Origin of the sequence: Paenibacillus sp. RU5M (assembly GCF_900221055.1) — a bacterium.
GTDB classification, from domain to species: Bacteria; Bacillota; Bacilli; order Paenibacillales; family Paenibacillaceae; genus Paenibacillus; species Paenibacillus marchantiae.
Genome location: NZ_OBQM01000006.1, coordinates 256,447 through 273,711, shown reverse-complemented (window position 1 = coordinate 273,711; position 17,265 = coordinate 256,447). Strand labels below are relative to the sequence as shown.

The 17,265-nt window shown below is 46.2% G+C and carries 10 protein-coding genes; 8 read left to right on the top strand and 2 right to left on the bottom strand.

All coding sequences use genetic code 11. The features are described 5' to 3' along the window. Positions 1-14 precede the first annotated feature (14 nt). On the bottom strand, positions 15-596 hold the full coding sequence (locus CRO25_RS19200; RefSeq protein ID WP_079696083.1) for a TetR/AcrR family transcriptional regulator: 582 nt from the start codon (positions 594-596) through the stop codon (positions 15-17). A gap of 282 nt (positions 597-878) precedes the next feature. On the opposite strand from CRO25_RS19200, the gene CRO25_RS19195 reads away from it, so the two are divergent. After that, positions 879-1,793, top strand: coding sequence for an alpha/beta hydrolase (locus CRO25_RS19195; RefSeq protein WP_079696082.1), 915 nt, complete (start codon positions 879-881; stop codon positions 1,791-1,793). A gap of 150 nt (positions 1,794-1,943) precedes the next feature. Here CRO25_RS19195 and CRO25_RS19190 read toward each other — a convergent pair whose 3' ends face one another. Beyond that, positions 1,944-3,038 (bottom strand): GntR family transcriptional regulator, encoded by a 1,095-nt coding sequence (locus CRO25_RS19190; protein ID WP_218843446.1) that lies wholly within the window; start codon positions 3,036-3,038, stop codon positions 1,944-1,946. Positions 3,039-3,468: 430 nt separating this feature from the next. On the opposite strand from CRO25_RS19190, the gene CRO25_RS19185 reads away from it, so the two are divergent. From CRO25_RS19185 to CRO25_RS19155, 7 genes are all read left to right on the top strand, one after another. Then, positions 3,469-4,848 (top strand): ABC transporter substrate-binding protein, encoded by a 1,380-nt coding sequence (locus CRO25_RS19185; RefSeq protein ID WP_079696080.1) that lies wholly within the window; start codon positions 3,469-3,471, stop codon positions 4,846-4,848. Positions 4,849-4,919: 71 nt separating this feature from the next. After that, positions 4,920-5,813: a carbohydrate ABC transporter permease gene (locus CRO25_RS19180; protein ID WP_024631712.1), complete on the top strand. Its 894-nt coding sequence runs from the start codon at positions 4,920-4,922 to the stop codon at positions 5,811-5,813. 12 nt (positions 5,814-5,825) lie between these two features. Continuing rightward, complete coding sequence (locus CRO25_RS19175; RefSeq protein WP_062319098.1) at positions 5,826-6,644, top strand: carbohydrate ABC transporter permease; 819 nt, start codon at positions 5,826-5,828, stop codon at positions 6,642-6,644. Between the two features lie 40 nt (positions 6,645-6,684). Further along, the gene (locus tag CRO25_RS19170) at positions 6,685-9,444 is read left to right on the top strand and encodes an alpha-mannosidase (protein ID WP_079696079.1); all 2,760 of its coding nucleotides are present in this window, start codon (positions 6,685-6,687) and stop codon (positions 9,442-9,444) included. A gap of 123 nt (positions 9,445-9,567) precedes the next feature. Then, entirely contained in the window at positions 9,568-15,117 is a 5,550-nt protein-coding gene (locus CRO25_RS19165) for a glycosyl hydrolase family 28-related protein (protein WP_179132213.1), read from the top strand. 45 nt (positions 15,118-15,162) lie between these two features. Next, complete coding sequence (locus tag CRO25_RS19160) at positions 15,163-16,386, top strand: enolase C-terminal domain-like protein (RefSeq protein WP_079696077.1); 1,224 nt, start codon at positions 15,163-15,165, stop codon at positions 16,384-16,386. Between the two features lie 34 nt (positions 16,387-16,420). Further along, entirely contained in the window at positions 16,421-17,263 is an 843-nt protein-coding gene (locus CRO25_RS19155; protein WP_079696076.1) for an NAD(P)-dependent oxidoreductase, read from the top strand. Positions 17,264-17,265 lie beyond the last annotated feature (2 nt).

Genomic DNA, 17,265 nt, shown 5'->3' with positions numbered 1-17,265 from the left:
TCCATCAATGTTGTTTAATGAAAGTATCTTTCAAAGAGCAAGTCAATTTGTGCTTCTATCGGAGCAATCTTCACAGAAGCTCCTTTTTCCAGAATAGGACTCATAAGTGCCGGGAGAAAAAGCGCCCCGAAAACTTGCGTCATCATTGTGGTCAGTCGTTCCGGTTGTTGCTCTCCGGTTATCTCTTTTAACGTATTTTGAACTTTGGGGAACCCCAATAAATTTAAGAATGAACCGTATTCCTGTTGAGATGAGAAATCTGCTGAACCCATAAGAATAATTCTGGATAACAATTCGGGATATTCACGGATGACTTGTAAATAATCCACTAAGAATTGCTTTAATCGATCTCGGGCGGGAATGGATAATTCATCGAGTATAACAAAGGTATGCTGGAAGCTACTCAGAATCATTTTAATAGATTCACTGATCAAATTTTCTTTGGAGCCGAAGTAATAATTAACCAGGGATACATTTGTGCCAGAGGCTTCGGCAATTTTTCGAATGGTGATGCCTTCAAATCCACTTTGTTTGGTGAACTCCAGTGTGGCTTGCATAATCTTTTCTTTTGTTTCACTTTTCTTGTCTGGTTCCATATGTAAAACCTCCAATAAAGTTATTTAAACAATGTTTTAAACAGTGTTTAAGTTTATATTAGCATGTTTTCCTAATATTGCAAGTCATACATTTGGAAGTATTGACCATTAACTAAGAAACATCATATCGAAAGCTTTTCATGAAGACATGTTCAGTTTTTCGTGGGTGTTTTATTATGAAATGCGGAAAGGTTGATGTAACAAAAATATCTCTAAACAAAAAGCGTTATACCTGTGGTATGTTTTACGTACGAATACCGCTTTAATGTGAGAGGAGATTGTATGCCACAAGTGAAAAGAGTAATTCGGAGCAAGTGGTTTCTATGGATAACAGGTGTTATCGGTATTTTTATCGCTGCATTTTGCGTATTATCCTTCTTCCTGGTAAATTCGGTATCGGCTACTTTTGAAGCCGGAAGTGTTGAAGAAAAATATGCTCTACCCGGCACGTACGAGGTAGATACGCTGGAGATCAAGGACGAGCAAGGCGAGAAGCTGTACAGGATTTATTCTCCGCAATCAAAGGATGTTTTGCACCCACTCATCGCTTGGGGCAACGGAACCGGGGCATTACCTGACAATTATGATCAGTTGTTAAGACACCTGGCCAGTTGGGGATTTATTGTCATTGATACATACAGTCAAACCACGGGTACAGGAAAAGAAATTATGGCTGCAATTCAATATATGCTCAGTGAAAATGAAGCGACGGTCAGCCCGTTCTATCACAGGATTCAAAAAGATCAGGTCGGTGCGGCAGGGCATTCGCAGGGATCAACGGGTGTGATTAACGCTCACACGAATTTTGAGAACGGGGATCTCATCAAAACGGTTGTATCGATTGCTCTGCCTGAGCTGAAATATTGTGATCCAGAGGACGTGTATGACACATCAGCGCTGAAGGTTCCATTTTTTGTTATAGGAGGAACCCGAGATTTCATCATCTCCCCGTCAGACTCCAACAAATTGGCCTTGAACAATACCAGTCCGGATCTTCCGGTCTTGATGGCCATGGCTAAGGGCGCTGCACATACAGCGATAGAGCAGGATGGCGGGCAGCATAGAGGTTATTTGACAGCTTGGATGAGATATCAATTGATGAATGATTCGGAGGCAAGCATGGCCTTTGTTGGAAAGCATGCTGAAATAGGAACGAATAATCATTGGAAGGATGTTACTTCCGCAAATTTACAATAGTCATGGTTCACATAAATCGAAGGACCCTTCTGAAATGGAAGGGTCCTTCGATTTATGTGGAAAACAATTTGAGGCATTGAAATGGCTTTATCTAATGCCACTATAAACGTTTTCAGAAAATTCATCCTGTTGAACACCATGTAACGGTGGCTATGATTTCGCCTTTGCTGTTGATTGTCTGGGAATAAGCATCGTAGGTAATTTAACTTGAAGGTACTCACTGTTTGGATTCTCCACTTGTTTCAGGATGACTCTGCCCGCTTCTCGTCCGAGTTCAAGTTCCTGCTGTACAACAGCCGTGGGCGGAATGATACAGAAATCCGGAAATTCGACATCATCGAAGAACACGACAGATAAATCTTCTGGTACAGAGATTCCCATCTGCATCGCCGCTTGAATAACATGAGGGCTGAAATTGGAGGATAGAAGGGCCGTCATCTGCGGATTTGCCTGTAAAAACTTCTGAATCATCATGATAACCTCTTCATCGCTAGCACTCATGGCCAGACGTGTCATCTGTATACTGCGATCAATCAGAATATGACGGTCCTCCAAGGCTTTCTCATACCCATGCAATCTGTCCTCAATACTTGATGTCCCCTCAGCAAGAGTGGAAATAAAGCCAATTCGATTGTGCCCAAGCTCATGAAGATGCTTAACTGCCTGAATAGCTGCCTCATGGTTGTCCGAGCTGATGGAGTTGGTCTCCACCCCTTTTAGATTGCGGTCCAGAAGGACAAGGGGAAAGCGATTTAGCGTAAGCGCAAGAATCTCATTGTTATAGTGCTCACCCTCAACGGGATAGATAATTAGTCCTCTGACGCCTGCCTGTTTCATTTCCTGAATTTTGAGGATCTCTGTCTCTTGTGAATCATTCGTCTTGGCAAATAACAATTGATAGCCATTCTCTGAAAGGGTGTCCTCAATTCCGCTCAGCAGATTGGCGGTGAACCTATTGTCAAGACGGGGGAGAAGGAACCCGATTGTTGGTACTGTGAGCTGCTCTTTTACCGCTGAAGTGATATTATGAATTTCCTCTGGACTGTGATCGTTAACAAAGGTGCCTTTGCCTTGAAGTCGGTAGACCACTCCTTTATCAACTAGAGCAGTAAGGGCATTTTTCACCGTGATACGGCTCACACTGAATTGTTCAGCCAGTTCATTTTCGGAAGGAATTCGGCTGCCCGGTTTCCAATTTCCGCTTCGAATCTGGTCAATGATATAAGTCTCGATTTTCTTGTACATTGGCTTGAAGGTTCTCACCATCGCATTTTATCTCCATTCACTATTAGTTCGTTCTAAATATATTATAATAATACAACATATACAAGTGCTAAAAATCAATAACAAGTGAGTAAGACAAGAAGATTGAAATTACGAACAAATATGATAAAAAAACCTTATGAATAAACAATTTATTAGAAATACATTCTGTTAAGTTGTATCTAAAAATAAACATTTACAAGTAAAAGTATGTTGTTTATATTGTTTTTAAAGTTTGTTGGATAAAGCGTTTCCAATGAGCCTTCACAATCTTATCTATGCCACAAATTTATTCTCAAGTGTTCCTTAATTCGAAAAAAGGGGGTGCAGCGGTTTTTAACACCAATTGGTTGCCGTGGAATATTCATTAAGCTAAGAACGATCCAAAATTAAAGATAAGGGTGGTTGAAGGATGAAAAAAAGAGCAGGCATGATCGTTACTTTGTTAACTGTTTTCTCACTCATTGTAAGCGCTTGCGGTGATGCGCAGTCCGGGGGGACGGAACCCAAAGCCAGCAAAGAACTGACGATGTGGACGTGGAAGGTAGCTTACACGCCAGGGATTGAAGCAGCCGCGAAATTGTATGAAGAGAAAACAGGAATCAAAGTCAAACTCGAGACCTTTACACCGGATGATACGTATCGCCAAAAATTCCAGGCAGCAGCCAACTCCAAAAATTTGCCGGATATCGTGAACTGGTGGGCAACGGCGGGCGATTCCATCGAGAACTCGGTACTCGAGCTGTCTGGTGAAGTGAGTGATGATCTGTTGAACAGCTACTACAGTGCTGCAATGGACCCGATCATTGTCACACAGAGCCAGGTTGATTCCTGGAAAGAAGACAAGAACGCCACCACAATTCAAAAGTCACTGAAGACTGGCCAGTTCTACGGACTGCCGCTTGATATCGGAGGATTCTTTACTTTCTATGGTAACAAGAAGCTGATCGAAGAAGCAGGGCTGACAGCCGAAGCGCCAAAAACATGGGAAGAGTTCGTCACCATGATGGAGACCATCAAAGAGAAAACGGGTACACCTGGGCTTGTGTTTGGTGCAAAGCTACCTGATCTGTGGGAGAACTGGGCCGGTTCGGCACTGTCAATCATGCTGAACGAACCTCAAGGTTATATTGATCTGCTCGAAAGAAAGTCCAAACTAAGCGACCCTTCAAATCTGCCGGTAGTGAAAGCGATGGAGACAGTGGCAAACAAAGATCTGCTTATGCCGGGAATTTTGTCAACGGATATTGATGGAGCAGACCAGGCGTTTGCTGCTGGCAAAGCCGCTTTCGATCTCGGTGGTTCCTTCACGATGTCTACGCTACTGGCTATGGGAATGAGTCCTGACGATATTTTCACCTTCCCGGTACCACCGCTTGAAGGATCGAAAATTAACAGCTGGACGACTGATCCATTCACGTTAACGATGCTGTCAGTGAATAAGGATTCGCAGAACAAGGCTGAAGCGCTTGATTTCATTAAATTCCTGACAGGGGATCCGGATGCTGCTGTTGCTTTTGCTAATGCGGCGTATACAGTACCTGCGCTGAATCTGGGCGATCGTGCAAATGATTTGGATCCGAACTTGAAATCAATTTCAGATGCATTCGCTGCTGAGCCTGGTCCATACAGTCAAGCTTCACCAGCGATCAATACGTACCGTGGCAAGCACAAAGAGTGGGAAGTGTATGCCCAGTCCATGCAATCCATGATCGAGAAAAAGATGACTGCTGAACAAGTCGCCAAGAAATTCGACGACACCATGGAAAGTCTGAAAGCGAGCGGGAACTAGAACACCAAAGCAATCGGCAAGCCCCGTAAGGGGCTGTCGATTGCCAAATTGAGAGCAAAAGGTGATTGATCATGATAAAAAGTCGAAATAAGTGGATGCCGTATCTCTTTTTACTGCCTGGCGTGCTTTTGTTTCTAGCCATCGGCGTGTATTCGGTCGGATTCTCGATCATGCTCAGCTTTTATAACTGGTCCGGGATTGATTTTTCCACCGCAAGGTTTGAAGGTCTGGCGAATTTTCGTCAGTTCCTGCTCGGTGATGATCCGATTGTAACCCGGAATTTCTATAATGCCGTTCTGCACAATCTGATTATTGCCGTTTCACAGGTTGTGGTCGTCGTTCCAATCGCACTTGTGCTGGCTTTTGTGCTGCAAAATACGAAGGCAGCAACGTGGTACCGGACGATTTATTTTCTGCCGATGATCGCATCTGGTGTGGCTATCTTTTATGTATGGAAAGGTTTGTTTGAACCTAGTGGAGCATTCAACTCACTCTTCCTATGGATGGGCTTGGATTTCCTTGCTGTACCTGGTGGAATGCTGGGGAGTTCATCTACTTCTTTACTCGGTATTATTTTGACATCAATCTGGGGCGGTCTGCCTGGAACGCTGATTCTGTATTACGCTGGTCTGACTTCCATTGATCCGACGCTGTATGAAGCAGCAAGTGTGGATGGTGCCAAGAAAACAACGATGATATTGAAAATTACCTGGCCGTTACTGAAGCCAATCACGCTTATTGCCGTCATTCAAATGGTGAACGGAGCCTTTCAGGCCTTTGAGAATGTGTTCATCATGACGGGCGGCGGACCGGCTGGCAGTTCTGAGGTTATTGGTACACTCGTATACCGTACAGCTTTTCTAAACAATGATTATGGTCTGGCCAGCGCAATCGGGTGGGTATCATTTCTGATTACAGGTGCCATTGCCATATTCAGTATTCGCTCATTCAAGGCAGACATCTAAAAGGAGGAGCACATGGTCAAATATATTAAGCATATCATTCTAATCTTGTACGGATTGACCTGCCTGTATCCTTTTGTCTGGATGATCGGCACTTCGCTGAAGACATCACAGGATGCACTAGCCAATCCACAGAGTCCGTTTCCACAAGCTGCACCATTGTGGTCCACATTTGGTGACGTATGGAACAAATTGAACTTCTATCAGTTTTTCATCAACAGCGTGATCGTAAGTGCAGTCGTGATTATAGGCGTTATTCTCATCTATACCATGATGGCCTATTCGTTTGCCAAATTTGTCTATCGGGGCAAAAAATTCATCTATTACACGTTTATTGCCTTGCTGCTCGTTCCAGGTGTAACCACATTGATTCCGCTATATATCAATATGACCAATCTGGGGCTGCAAAACACGTATATTGGCATGATTCTGCCCATGATTAATGGTGCTGCACCCTTCGCCATTTTTCTATTCACCAGCTACTTCCGCACAATCTCACATGAGTTATACGAAAGCGCCGTCCTGGATGGATGCAACAATTTCAAAATCTACTACAGAATCTATCTGCCATTGGCGTTGCCCGCTATCGGAACCATTGCGATTCTGAACTTTATCGGAAGCTGGAACAATATTTTGTGGCCGATGATCATCGTGGATAGCCGGGATATGTTTACGTTACCAATGGGACTCATGTATTTGGATTCATCTTCATTTAAGAAATGGAATGAACTCATGGCAGGGGCTTTGATTACGGTCATTCCAATCCTGCTTGCCTTCCCGTTCATGCAGAAGATGTATGTCAAGGGCATGACGGTAGGTTCAGTGAAAATGTAAATACACAACAACTAAATCATACAAGATTGGAATGAAATGAATGACTACAAAAACCGCACATATTGTCGCACATTCTCACTGGGACAGGGAGTGGTATCTATCCTTCGAGAAGCACCGAATGTTGCTTGTTCAGCTCATGGAGGATTTAATCGAGACGTTTGAAAATGACCCGGAATTTACGAATTTCCATCTGGATGGGCAGTTTATTGTGCTGGAGGATTACCTGGAAATCATGCCGCACAGGTCGAATCAGGTTCGCCAGTTAATTGAAGAGGGCAAGCTGATTGTCGGTCCATGGTACATCCTTCAAGATGAATTCCTCGTCAGCAGTGAAGCCAATGCACGCAATCTTTTAATTGGTATTCAAGCTTCAGAACAAATGGGAGGATATGCGAAAATCGGATATTTCCCGGATTCCTTCGGCAATATGGGTCAGGCACCACAACTCATTAGCCAAGCAGGCATTGAGGTAGCTGTATATGGACGTGGAGTGAAGCCAGTTGGATTCAATAACGAAATTCAGTCTGGCAATGAACATACCTCCAAATACTCGGAGATGTATTGGGAATCACCCGATGGTACTCGTGTACTGGCGATCCTGTTCGCCAATTGGTACAACAATGGCATGGAAATTCCGGTGGAACCAGAGAAGGCGAAAGTTTACTGGGCCGAAAAACTGGCTGCAGCAGAAGAGTTTGCTTCAAGTTCCGAACTCCTGTTCATGAACGGATGCGATCATCAGCCGCTCCAGAAGGATCTGACACAAGCGTTAAAAACAGCCACCGAGATTATGCCAGACGTGACGTTTCGTCATTCCAGCTTTCCCGAGTACATTCAGGCTTTGCAAAAAGCGAAACCACAATCATTGGACGTCATTCGCGGTGAACTTCGAAGCCAATGGACCGACGGCTGGATCACACTTGTAAATACTGCTTCAGCAAGGGTGTATATCAAACAGCAAAATGTAAAAAGCCAGACGTTACTGGAGAAAGTGGCTGAGCCGCTGGCAGTCATGGCCTCTCTGTACACAGGCATTTATCCACGGCATGAGCTGTTATATGCATGGAAGACGTTACTGAAGAATCATCCTCATGACAGCATCTGCGGGTGCAGTGTTGACGAGGTTCATAGGGAAATGATGACCCGATTTGCCAAATCGCAAGAAGTGGCTGAAGCCATATCGGTTCAGAGTGCTCGTACAATAGCCGAATCCGTGGATACATCTGGTTTTGACGCAGATTGTGCGTTGCCTTTTGTAGTGTTTAACACTTCGGGACATCGTCGATCCAATGTAATTGTAACTAGGATGGACGTTGAGCGACGTTACTTTGACCACCAGCCTCCGCATGAAAAGTATCAGGAATTTAAGCGCGAATATGAAGCCTTTGACCCGAACGATTGGGTTGTATTGAACGCGGAAGGCATGCAAGTGGAATCCGTGATCACACCCGTTGGACCGACATTTGGATATGATTTGCCGGATGATCGATTCCGTCAACCTTACTGGGCATATCAAGTGGATGTAGAGCTTCATGTCCAGAACATCCCTGGTTTTGGATATCATAGTTTTGCTCTTGTGCCTAAGAGTGTTTCTGGAGAGAATGCGCTTAGCGAACTGACTACCACTGAACTTGTTACAGAAGAGCAAGTGATGGAGAACGATTATGTGCGGATCGAGATTGCGGGGGATGGATCGTTTACCATGTTGGATAAAGTGAACGGTCGTAATTATACAGGGCTTGGTATTTATGAGGATACGGGGGATATCGGAAATGAGTATATGTACAGACAACCGGATCAGGAAGCTCCGTTAACTACGCAGGGACTTCCTGCCCAGATTAAGCTGGTACATCATACACCCCTGAAAGCCGTTTATGAGATCGTGCATAACTGGAAGCTCCCGGTAGGCGCTGATGAACTGCTGGATGAAGAGATCCGCTCCATGGTTCCATTTCGTTACCGGAAATCCCGCCGGCTGGACGAAACTAGAGAAGTGAGCATTCGTACAGAGCTAAGCCTTGAAAAAACGGGACGTTCGGTTGGCATTAAAAGCTATATCGATAACACGGTTCAGGATCATCGTATCCGCATGTTGTTCCAAACGGGACTCGAAGCAAGTCATGTTACCGTCGACTCTATTTACGAACTGGCTCAACGCCCGATACAGCCGGAAGCGGAATGGAGAAATCCTAGCAATGCGCAGCATCAAAATGCATTTGTCAGTATCAGCAATGGTCGTGAAGGGCTGACGATTGCGAATAAAGGTCTTAATGAGTACGAAGTATTGGCTAATCAGAATACCATTGCTGTGACACTGCTGCGTGGGGTACGTGAGCTTGGGGATTGGGGAGTATTTGCAACGCCGGAGGCCCAATGTCTCGGACAGCACATTCTGGAAATGGAGCTCATCTCACATGATCTGGATGTTATTAAGTCCAATGCTTATGTGCAGGCGTATCAGTTCCCGGTTCCCTGGACTGTTCAACAGACAGGGGTACATGGTGGTGCGTTACCCGCTACCCACGAGTTTTTGCAATGGGAGGGTGATCATCTCGCTTTTAGTGCGCTTAAACGGGGCGAGGCAAATGATGACATGCTATTCAGGGTGTTCAATGTATCATCGGAGACGACTTCACTGAAGGTAACGCCTTCGTTTGAGGCTAAGGAAGTGTACGAAAGTACAATTGTTGAAGATCAAGGTGAAGCCATGAAAGTAGCGGATGAGGGAAGTTATGCTTTGAATGTGGGATCAGCAAAAATTCAGACGATCGGCATTCAACCCACAACACGTTTAAAATAAACAATTCAGTCTTGGAGTTCTCTCCACTGCTGCGAATTGAAAACGGATGCATCATGTTCCACATACGACAACCCTGTTTTCGTGCAGCTTGATTACATGATCAAGTTAATGGGAGGTACGATTGTGAACAAACGATTATGGTTAGGTGCCAGGTGTACCATTTCAGTGCTGTTGACTATTGTCATGTTATGTTCAGGGCTATACATCACACCAGCAACCACACACGCGGCAGCAGAGGGGGAAGATGTTACTGAACAGGGAGACGTCCATCTAAATGATGTGTCACCTGACTCGGTAAGTATTACGTTGGGGGAAACTCCTGTGCAGCAGGGCATAACGGCTCGTCCCGGCGATGGACCTCCAGCAGGTCTTCAAGTGGGGACGTTTGACGGCAAGGATTATTGGAAAACCAATCAGACGGTGAATCCAACAAATCCGGCCGATAACATCCTGTATTTTTACTTTAATGTTGCGGATGAATATTTGTTTGAAAATACCGATCAGGACGTGTTCGTCACTATTGAATATTACGATAGCGATAGTGGAGCGTTGTCTCTGCAATACGATTCGAAGCAATCCAATTTCAAGGATGCCCCTTTGTTCCGGTATGAAAATACGGGAACCTGGAAGACACATACCTTCAAGCTCAGCGATGCCAATTTCGGTAACCGCACCCATGATGCGGATTTCCGAATCGGGGTTAGCGGTGCAGGGGCACCAGCCAACAATCCGGAACTTCATCTGGCGAAAGTAACTGTCCATAAGCAGCCTCAGCAACAGGGAGGTACTCAGACGAAGGTTTATGATACGGAATTCCCTACATCAGATATCGTCATTGCAGATCGGAGCGTAACCGATTATGGAGCAATAGGGGACGGTGTCTCGGACGATACTCAAGCTTTCAAAGAAGCCCTTGCAATAGCCGGAAATCAAGGCGGCGGAGTTGTGTTCGTACCATCCGGAACCTATAAATTAACCGGAGAGCTGGTTATTCCAACAGGCGTTACACTTCGCGGAGATTGGGGGAATCCCGACGAGCATGGCGGGTTAGTCAAAGGCACAATCCTTGCTGTATATGGCGGCAAAGGTCAAGCTAACGGGAACAGCTTCATAAAGATTGAGCCTTCCAGTGGGGTAACACATGTGTCGATCTGGTATCCCGAACAGAATATGAATAACCCGGTGGCCTATCCATGGACGATGGAACAGCTTCCAGGTGACAGTGCTACGGTGAAAAATGTAACACTCGTCAATGCGTACCAGGGGATTAAGATTGGCCCGGAATGGAACGAACTTCATTATGTGAAGGATGTATACGGCACCACACTGAAAACCGGTATCTTTCTGGATTTCACAACAGACATTGGGAGACTGGAAGAGCTTCACCTGTCCCCGGATGTATGGGCGAACTCTGGTTTGCCAGGAGCACCTGAACGGTCTCAATTGCGTGAATATATGATAATGCAATCCGAAGGTATCGTAATGGGGCGCTCGGACTGGGAGTACATGTCGAATATTCATATCTCGGGTTATAAGACAGGGATACGAATCACGACAAGAACCGGAAGCCTTGAAACAGCCAATGCGCAGCTGTACAAAATCCAGATCGAAGACTGCAACGTAGCGTTGAAGATTGAAGGCGTCAATGATTATGGATTGCTGGTGACAGACAGTCAATTCGAAGCGAGTGCTGGTCCGAATCCTGTTGCCATTTATGCAACGGAAGGCTTTCACTCCATTGCGCAGTTTAACAGCGTAACGGTGGGCGGGGAGCCCAAACATGCGGTTGTGAATGAAGGGCGTGGAACGTTGTCCTTTGAGAGCAGTTCTTTCGTGAATTGGGGTGAAGGAAGCGGAGATTATGCCATAGTTGCGAAGAGTGGTTCGCTTATACTGGGCAGTTCTACCTTCGCCAAGCCGGATCGGCACCTGCTTCTTCAGGGAGATGTGGCAACAATCAATGCCATACATTCCGGACACGAAGGCAACCTTGCAATGAACGATGAAAGTACCTCGGCGGAACTGAACATCCATCAGGAAGAAAATTTGGTGTTGGAAACGATCCCTAATGTTCCTTCAGTAGATATTGCTGTGCAGCCCAAGCCGGGTACTCGCGAATTGTTTAACGTAGTGAGCCAGCCCTATTTGGCTGATAACACAGGGAATACGGATTCATCCCAAGCCATTCAACAGGCATTGAATGATGCCGAAGCTGCAGGTGGAGGAACGGTCTATATGCCGGCTGGCATATACCGCGTTGAGCAGGCTTTGGTGGTCCCGACTGCCGTAGAACTGCGGGGCAATTATGATGTACCTCATCATACGATCGGGAATGGAACCGTTATTTTTACGAACTATGGCGAAAATGCTCCGGATGCCGATGCCTTCATTCAGCTGAAGCAAGCATCGGGGTTACGCGGATTATCCGTCTATTACGATCAACAAACATGGTCTGATACCAATCCGGTGAAGCCTTATGCATGGACTGTGCAAGGTCAAGGTGAAAACGTATACCTGATCGATACAACCTTGGTTAATCCCTATCAGGCTGTCGACTTGGGCACCCATGATACAAGTGGTCATTATATCGATTATGTAGCGGGATCACCGCTCAAGGAAGGCATATATCTTGGTGGCGGGTCAGACGGAGGATACATGCGGAATGTGCAGTTCAATCCGCATTATTATGGTCGGAACAATTATCCGAATCATCCATCGAATGATGAAGAAATTAATCAAATTTGGAATTATCAAAAAGAGAATCTGGACGCCTTCCGTATTGGGGATGTCACGAATCAGGTTATTTTCAATACATTTGTATACGGTTCAAAGTATGGTATTCATTTTGAAGAACAGAATGGAAGAGGGCCTGAAGCCGTCGTTATTGGTCATGGCACGGATGGCAGTAAAAAGGGCGCCGTATTGCAACATGCGGGAACAGCGGGTCTTTCGTTTATCAACACAGAGCTTGTTTCCATGAGTACAACAGACAAGGTATACGTGGAGGTTGGGCCAGACTTTGGTTCCAAAGCAGTGTTCTTCAATACGTCCATGTGGGGAGACACAACAAGGTCTTTTGATATTCACGGAGGAGATATCCGTATACAGCAGGGAAACTTCACAAACGTTGGTGAAATCGGCATTAATGCAATCGGTGGTGATATTACCCTCTACAATTCCTATTTTCAACAGCCACGTACGAATCATGTGGTTGCAGGTCCAAACGTAGAGAAGATGGTGATATCCAACAACCTGTTTAATGGCGGTTTTCAGATGGAGAATGAAGCCCCTCCTGGAAAAGTGACGGGTACCAATCTATTTCCTTTGGCACTCAAACTGAACCAGCTTGGGTATGATCCATCCAGACCAGGTGATCCCGGAAGCATGCTGACTTTGACTAATGTTGCAGGTGAGGCTTTGCTTAAAGGGCAGATCGAACTGATTGAACCGAGTGTGTATCAGGCGATGTTTAAGCCAGTACGATTTGAGGGGCTGGGCATTGGGAAAAGCATGGATGTGGCGCTTCCCTATATATCAAGTGACTTGCTCAAATTCAGAATAACGCTTAAGAATGGGTTCCGTTATGAGACTTCAGTCAAGCTGTCACAATCCTTTGCGGCACAAAAAAATGCTGTTGGAACGCTGCCATTCATTGAGGTTTCCAGTCCGGAGCATTACAACAGTGTCGGTGGAAGCTGGGGAGGTCCGAATGACCTCAGCATTCAAGCTAAAGCAAGTTGGGATGCGGAAAATTTGGTTCTCAAGGTGGACGTCAAGGACGATATTCACCATCAATCCAATATCAATGGCGATATATGGCAAGGAGACAGTTTACAGCTCGGTATTGACCTTGGCAAAGAGGATGGTGCGGCCAGCAAACAGGTGAATGAGCTTGGTTTTGCACTGAATCAGGAAGGTGTCATCACGAAATGGAGATGGAGAGCTCCAGAAGGGGTTGCTACAGGTTTATTAGAATCCGCTTCAGCAAACATTACCCGGGACGAGACGACTCATATTACTCATTATCAAATTACGCTGCCTTTTGCAGCGCTTCATCAGGAAGGATATTCATTCCAACCTGACAAACCTATCGGTTTTGCATTACTTGTCAATGAAAACGATGGCGAAGGACGATCAGGATTTATGGAGTTTAATGGAGGGATCGGTACAAGTAAAGATGCACGTTTATTCGGAAACTTGTATCTGCTTACGGGTGATTACGTGACATTGTTGGAGCAATCGGCCGAGTCGAGTGTTCGTACTGCGGAGCAAAAGAAAGATGTTACCTCTATAGATACAGCAACCAACTTTGTCACTCTGCTACCGGGCGGTAAGTTGAAGTCCTCATTACTCGTAAGACTCGCTGCTCTTACATCAGGTTCCAATCCGAATCCTGGGGGACCCAATCCACAGCCAGGCTCGGGTTCGCAGCCAAGTGCTGGAGGGGGCTCTCCGACTGGAGGGGAGAATGAAGCAATACCTGCCGCTCCTGGTGCTACAATGCAGCTTCTGCCCAAGCTGGATAAAGCTGCTGCATTGGCAACAGCCGAGCTCACCAACAAGATGATGGAGGATGCATTCAACCGCATCACCCCTGATCAGGACGGGAAAAAGAAGCTGATAGTAGACATCGAATCCGTGGATGGTGCTGAAGGGTATGCTCTGACACTTCCATCCAGCTTTTTGCAGGAAACACCATCTACCCATTGGTTGGAGATTCGAACAGCATGGGGAGTGCTGCTGGTTCCGAGCCATTTGCTGGCTAGTCCCCAAGGAACGATTGGAGAGCGTATTACCTTGGAATTAAGTAAGGCTGAACGAAGCACTTGGAGTGCCAAGCTGAAATCAGACTTAGGGGAGCGGCCTGCGATTTCATTATCTGTGATATCGGATGGAAAACCCGTTGCATGGCAAAATTCCATTACGCCAATCACAGTAAGTTTACCCTATCAGCCTAATGTAACTGAACTGCTGGACCCGGAAAAACTGGCAGTACGACGTATCGCGGATGACGGGCAAATGATCTCCATTCCAAATGGGAAGTTCAATAAAAAATCGGAACAAATGATTTTCAAAACACGGCAAAACGGAGTTTATGCAATCACTCAGGATAATCGAACATTCCAGGATATACAGCAGCTATCATGGGCCCGCCATGCCATCGAAGTTCTAGTGTACAAAGGGGTTATTCGTGGAATGACAAAGACAGAATATCAGCCTCAATCCATGATCCGCCGAGCGGATTTCGTAACTCTGCTTACCAATGCCTTAGAATTACAACCAGATCAGGGAACCAAGGTGGAACGCTTCGCGGATGTACCTGAGCATGTTTACTACGAACAGTCCGTGAATACCGCAAGAACGCTGGGCATCATTCAAGGGGCAGGCGCGGATCGATTCTCGCCAGCGTCTCCAATTACCCGGGAAGAAGCAGCGGTTATGATCTACCGAGCTATGCAAGTTATCGGGATGCAGCCTCTTCCTGAAGGTGAATCCGGTCTGAATGACTATAAAGATACTCATTTGATTAAGGCATATGCCCGCGATGCCATTGATTCATTAACCAAATCAACAATGATGGAAGGAAGCAATGGCAGCTTCCATCCGGAAGATACAATGACACGTGCTGAGACCGCAGTGCTGCTGTATCGTTTATACAACCGTTTGCCTTAAATCTTCCGATAGGATTGAAATGGAGCAGATGAGGAGAGGGAACACATGGCTAAAATTACACGGATAGAATGCATACGTACAAGACACGACGGAAGCTGGACCATTGTGAAGATTTCGACGGATCAAGATGGTCTTCACGGATTGGGTTCTGCTTCCGATATTTATAATCCCGAAGCGGTGGTACAGGTCATCGAACAACTGCTGGCACCATTACTCGTGGGAAGGGATGCATCCCAAATTGAAGATTTGTGGCATCTCATGCATATGAGCGGATATTGGAGAAATGGGGCAATACTTCATACGGCCATTGGTGGAATTGACATGGCCCTGTGGGATATCAAGGGCAAGGAAGCGAATCTGCCGGTATATCAATTGTTAGGAGGGGCCTGCCGTTCGGCAGTTCCCTGTTACGGCCATGCCGGAGGTGCTGATATCAGCGAGCTGAAAGAAGACGTATCTCGTTTTATGGAAGAAGGATACACGGTCATTCGAGTGCAGATGGGAGGTTACGGTGGCGGGGGATTTGTCAGCGGCAAGGACGCGAATTTGCCACGCGAGCCCTGGAGCAGCGGTCCTGTATTCGATGAACATGCGTATCTGCATGCCATCCCTGACATGTTCGAGAAGTTGCGCCTGGAATTTGGTAATGGGATTCAGTTTACTCATGATGTGCATGAGCATTTATCCCCCATTCATGCCATTCAGCTGTCGAAGCGGCTTGAACCTTATCATCTTTTCTTTCTGGAAGATGCACTTGCTCCGGAACAGATCGGATGGTATCGACAGCTTCGTCAACAGAGTGCTACGCCGCAGGCAGTGGGAGAATTATTTGTTAATCCTCAGGAGTGGACGGGTCTGATTCAAGAGAAGTTGATCGATTTTATCAGAGTTCGGGTATCGAAAGCAGGCGGAATCAGCGCTTGTCGCAAGATCGCTACGCTGGGCGAAGCCTACGGAGTACGAACAGCCTGGCAGGAGGGTGGGGAGAATGATCCTGTTAACCAGGCAGCTGCTGTCCATCTGGATATGGCCCTGTGGAACTTTGGTATCCAGGAAATCAATCATTTTAAACCTCATGAGTTGCAGGCATTCCCCGGACATATCGTCAGAGAGGGAGGATATCTATACCCTTCCAATAAACCGGGACTGGGCATTGAACTGGATGAAGTGAAGGCCAGATCATTACTAAGTGACTCATGGGATCACAACAAATATCATCGGCCGTATCCTCTAGACCGCAAAGCGGATGGGACATTGGTGCGACCCTAACGAAGTGACAAGAACAGACAGGAGAGATATAGGAATGAAGACGATTGCAGTTACAGGCGGAGGCGGAAAGCTGGGTTCACAAGTCATTGAGAAGCTGCAATTACAAGGTCATGATGTCGTATCGCTGGATAAACACCTGTCAGACCGGGTGCGTTGCAAACAGATCATTGTCGACCTGAACGATTATGGTCAAGTCGTGGGAGCGCTTGCCGGAGTAAATGCGATCATCCATCTAGCAGCGATTCCTGCGCCGCTTCACTACCCTCACAGCTATATTTTCGCTAATAATACACTTTCCGGATACCATGTGCTGGAAGCAGCCTCTTTGCTCGGTATAAAAAAGGTGGTCATGGGCTCCAGTGAATCATCCTACGGATTTGCCTGGGCCAACAAACCCTTCGCTCCCGATTATTTCCCGGTGGATGAACAGCATCCGCAACAGCCGCAGGAATGTTACGGCCTGTCCAAGATCGTTAATGAGGTCACTGCAGAGATGTTTCATCGGAGAAGTGGGATACAGGTGATTTCCCTCCGTTTTTCAATGATTGTGGGACCGGGAGAGTACGGACATCTGGCTATTGCGAAGGCGGAAACGTTCAAGCACATATTGTGGAGCTACATTGATATCAGGGATGCCGTGGATGCTTGTTTGGCTGCTCTGCACGCCGATTATGATGGGGCTGTTCACGTTAATGTTACCGCTAATGATACGTTAAGTGATCGGCAAACGACAGAATTGCTCGCCACCTTTTATCCTAATGTAAAAGATCTACGGACACCTTTCTCTAGTCGAGAAGCCATTGTTAGTAATGGAATGGTGAAAGAGCTTCTGTCCTGGGGCCCGAAGCATTCGTGGGCGGATGAAGAACAGGAGTAGCT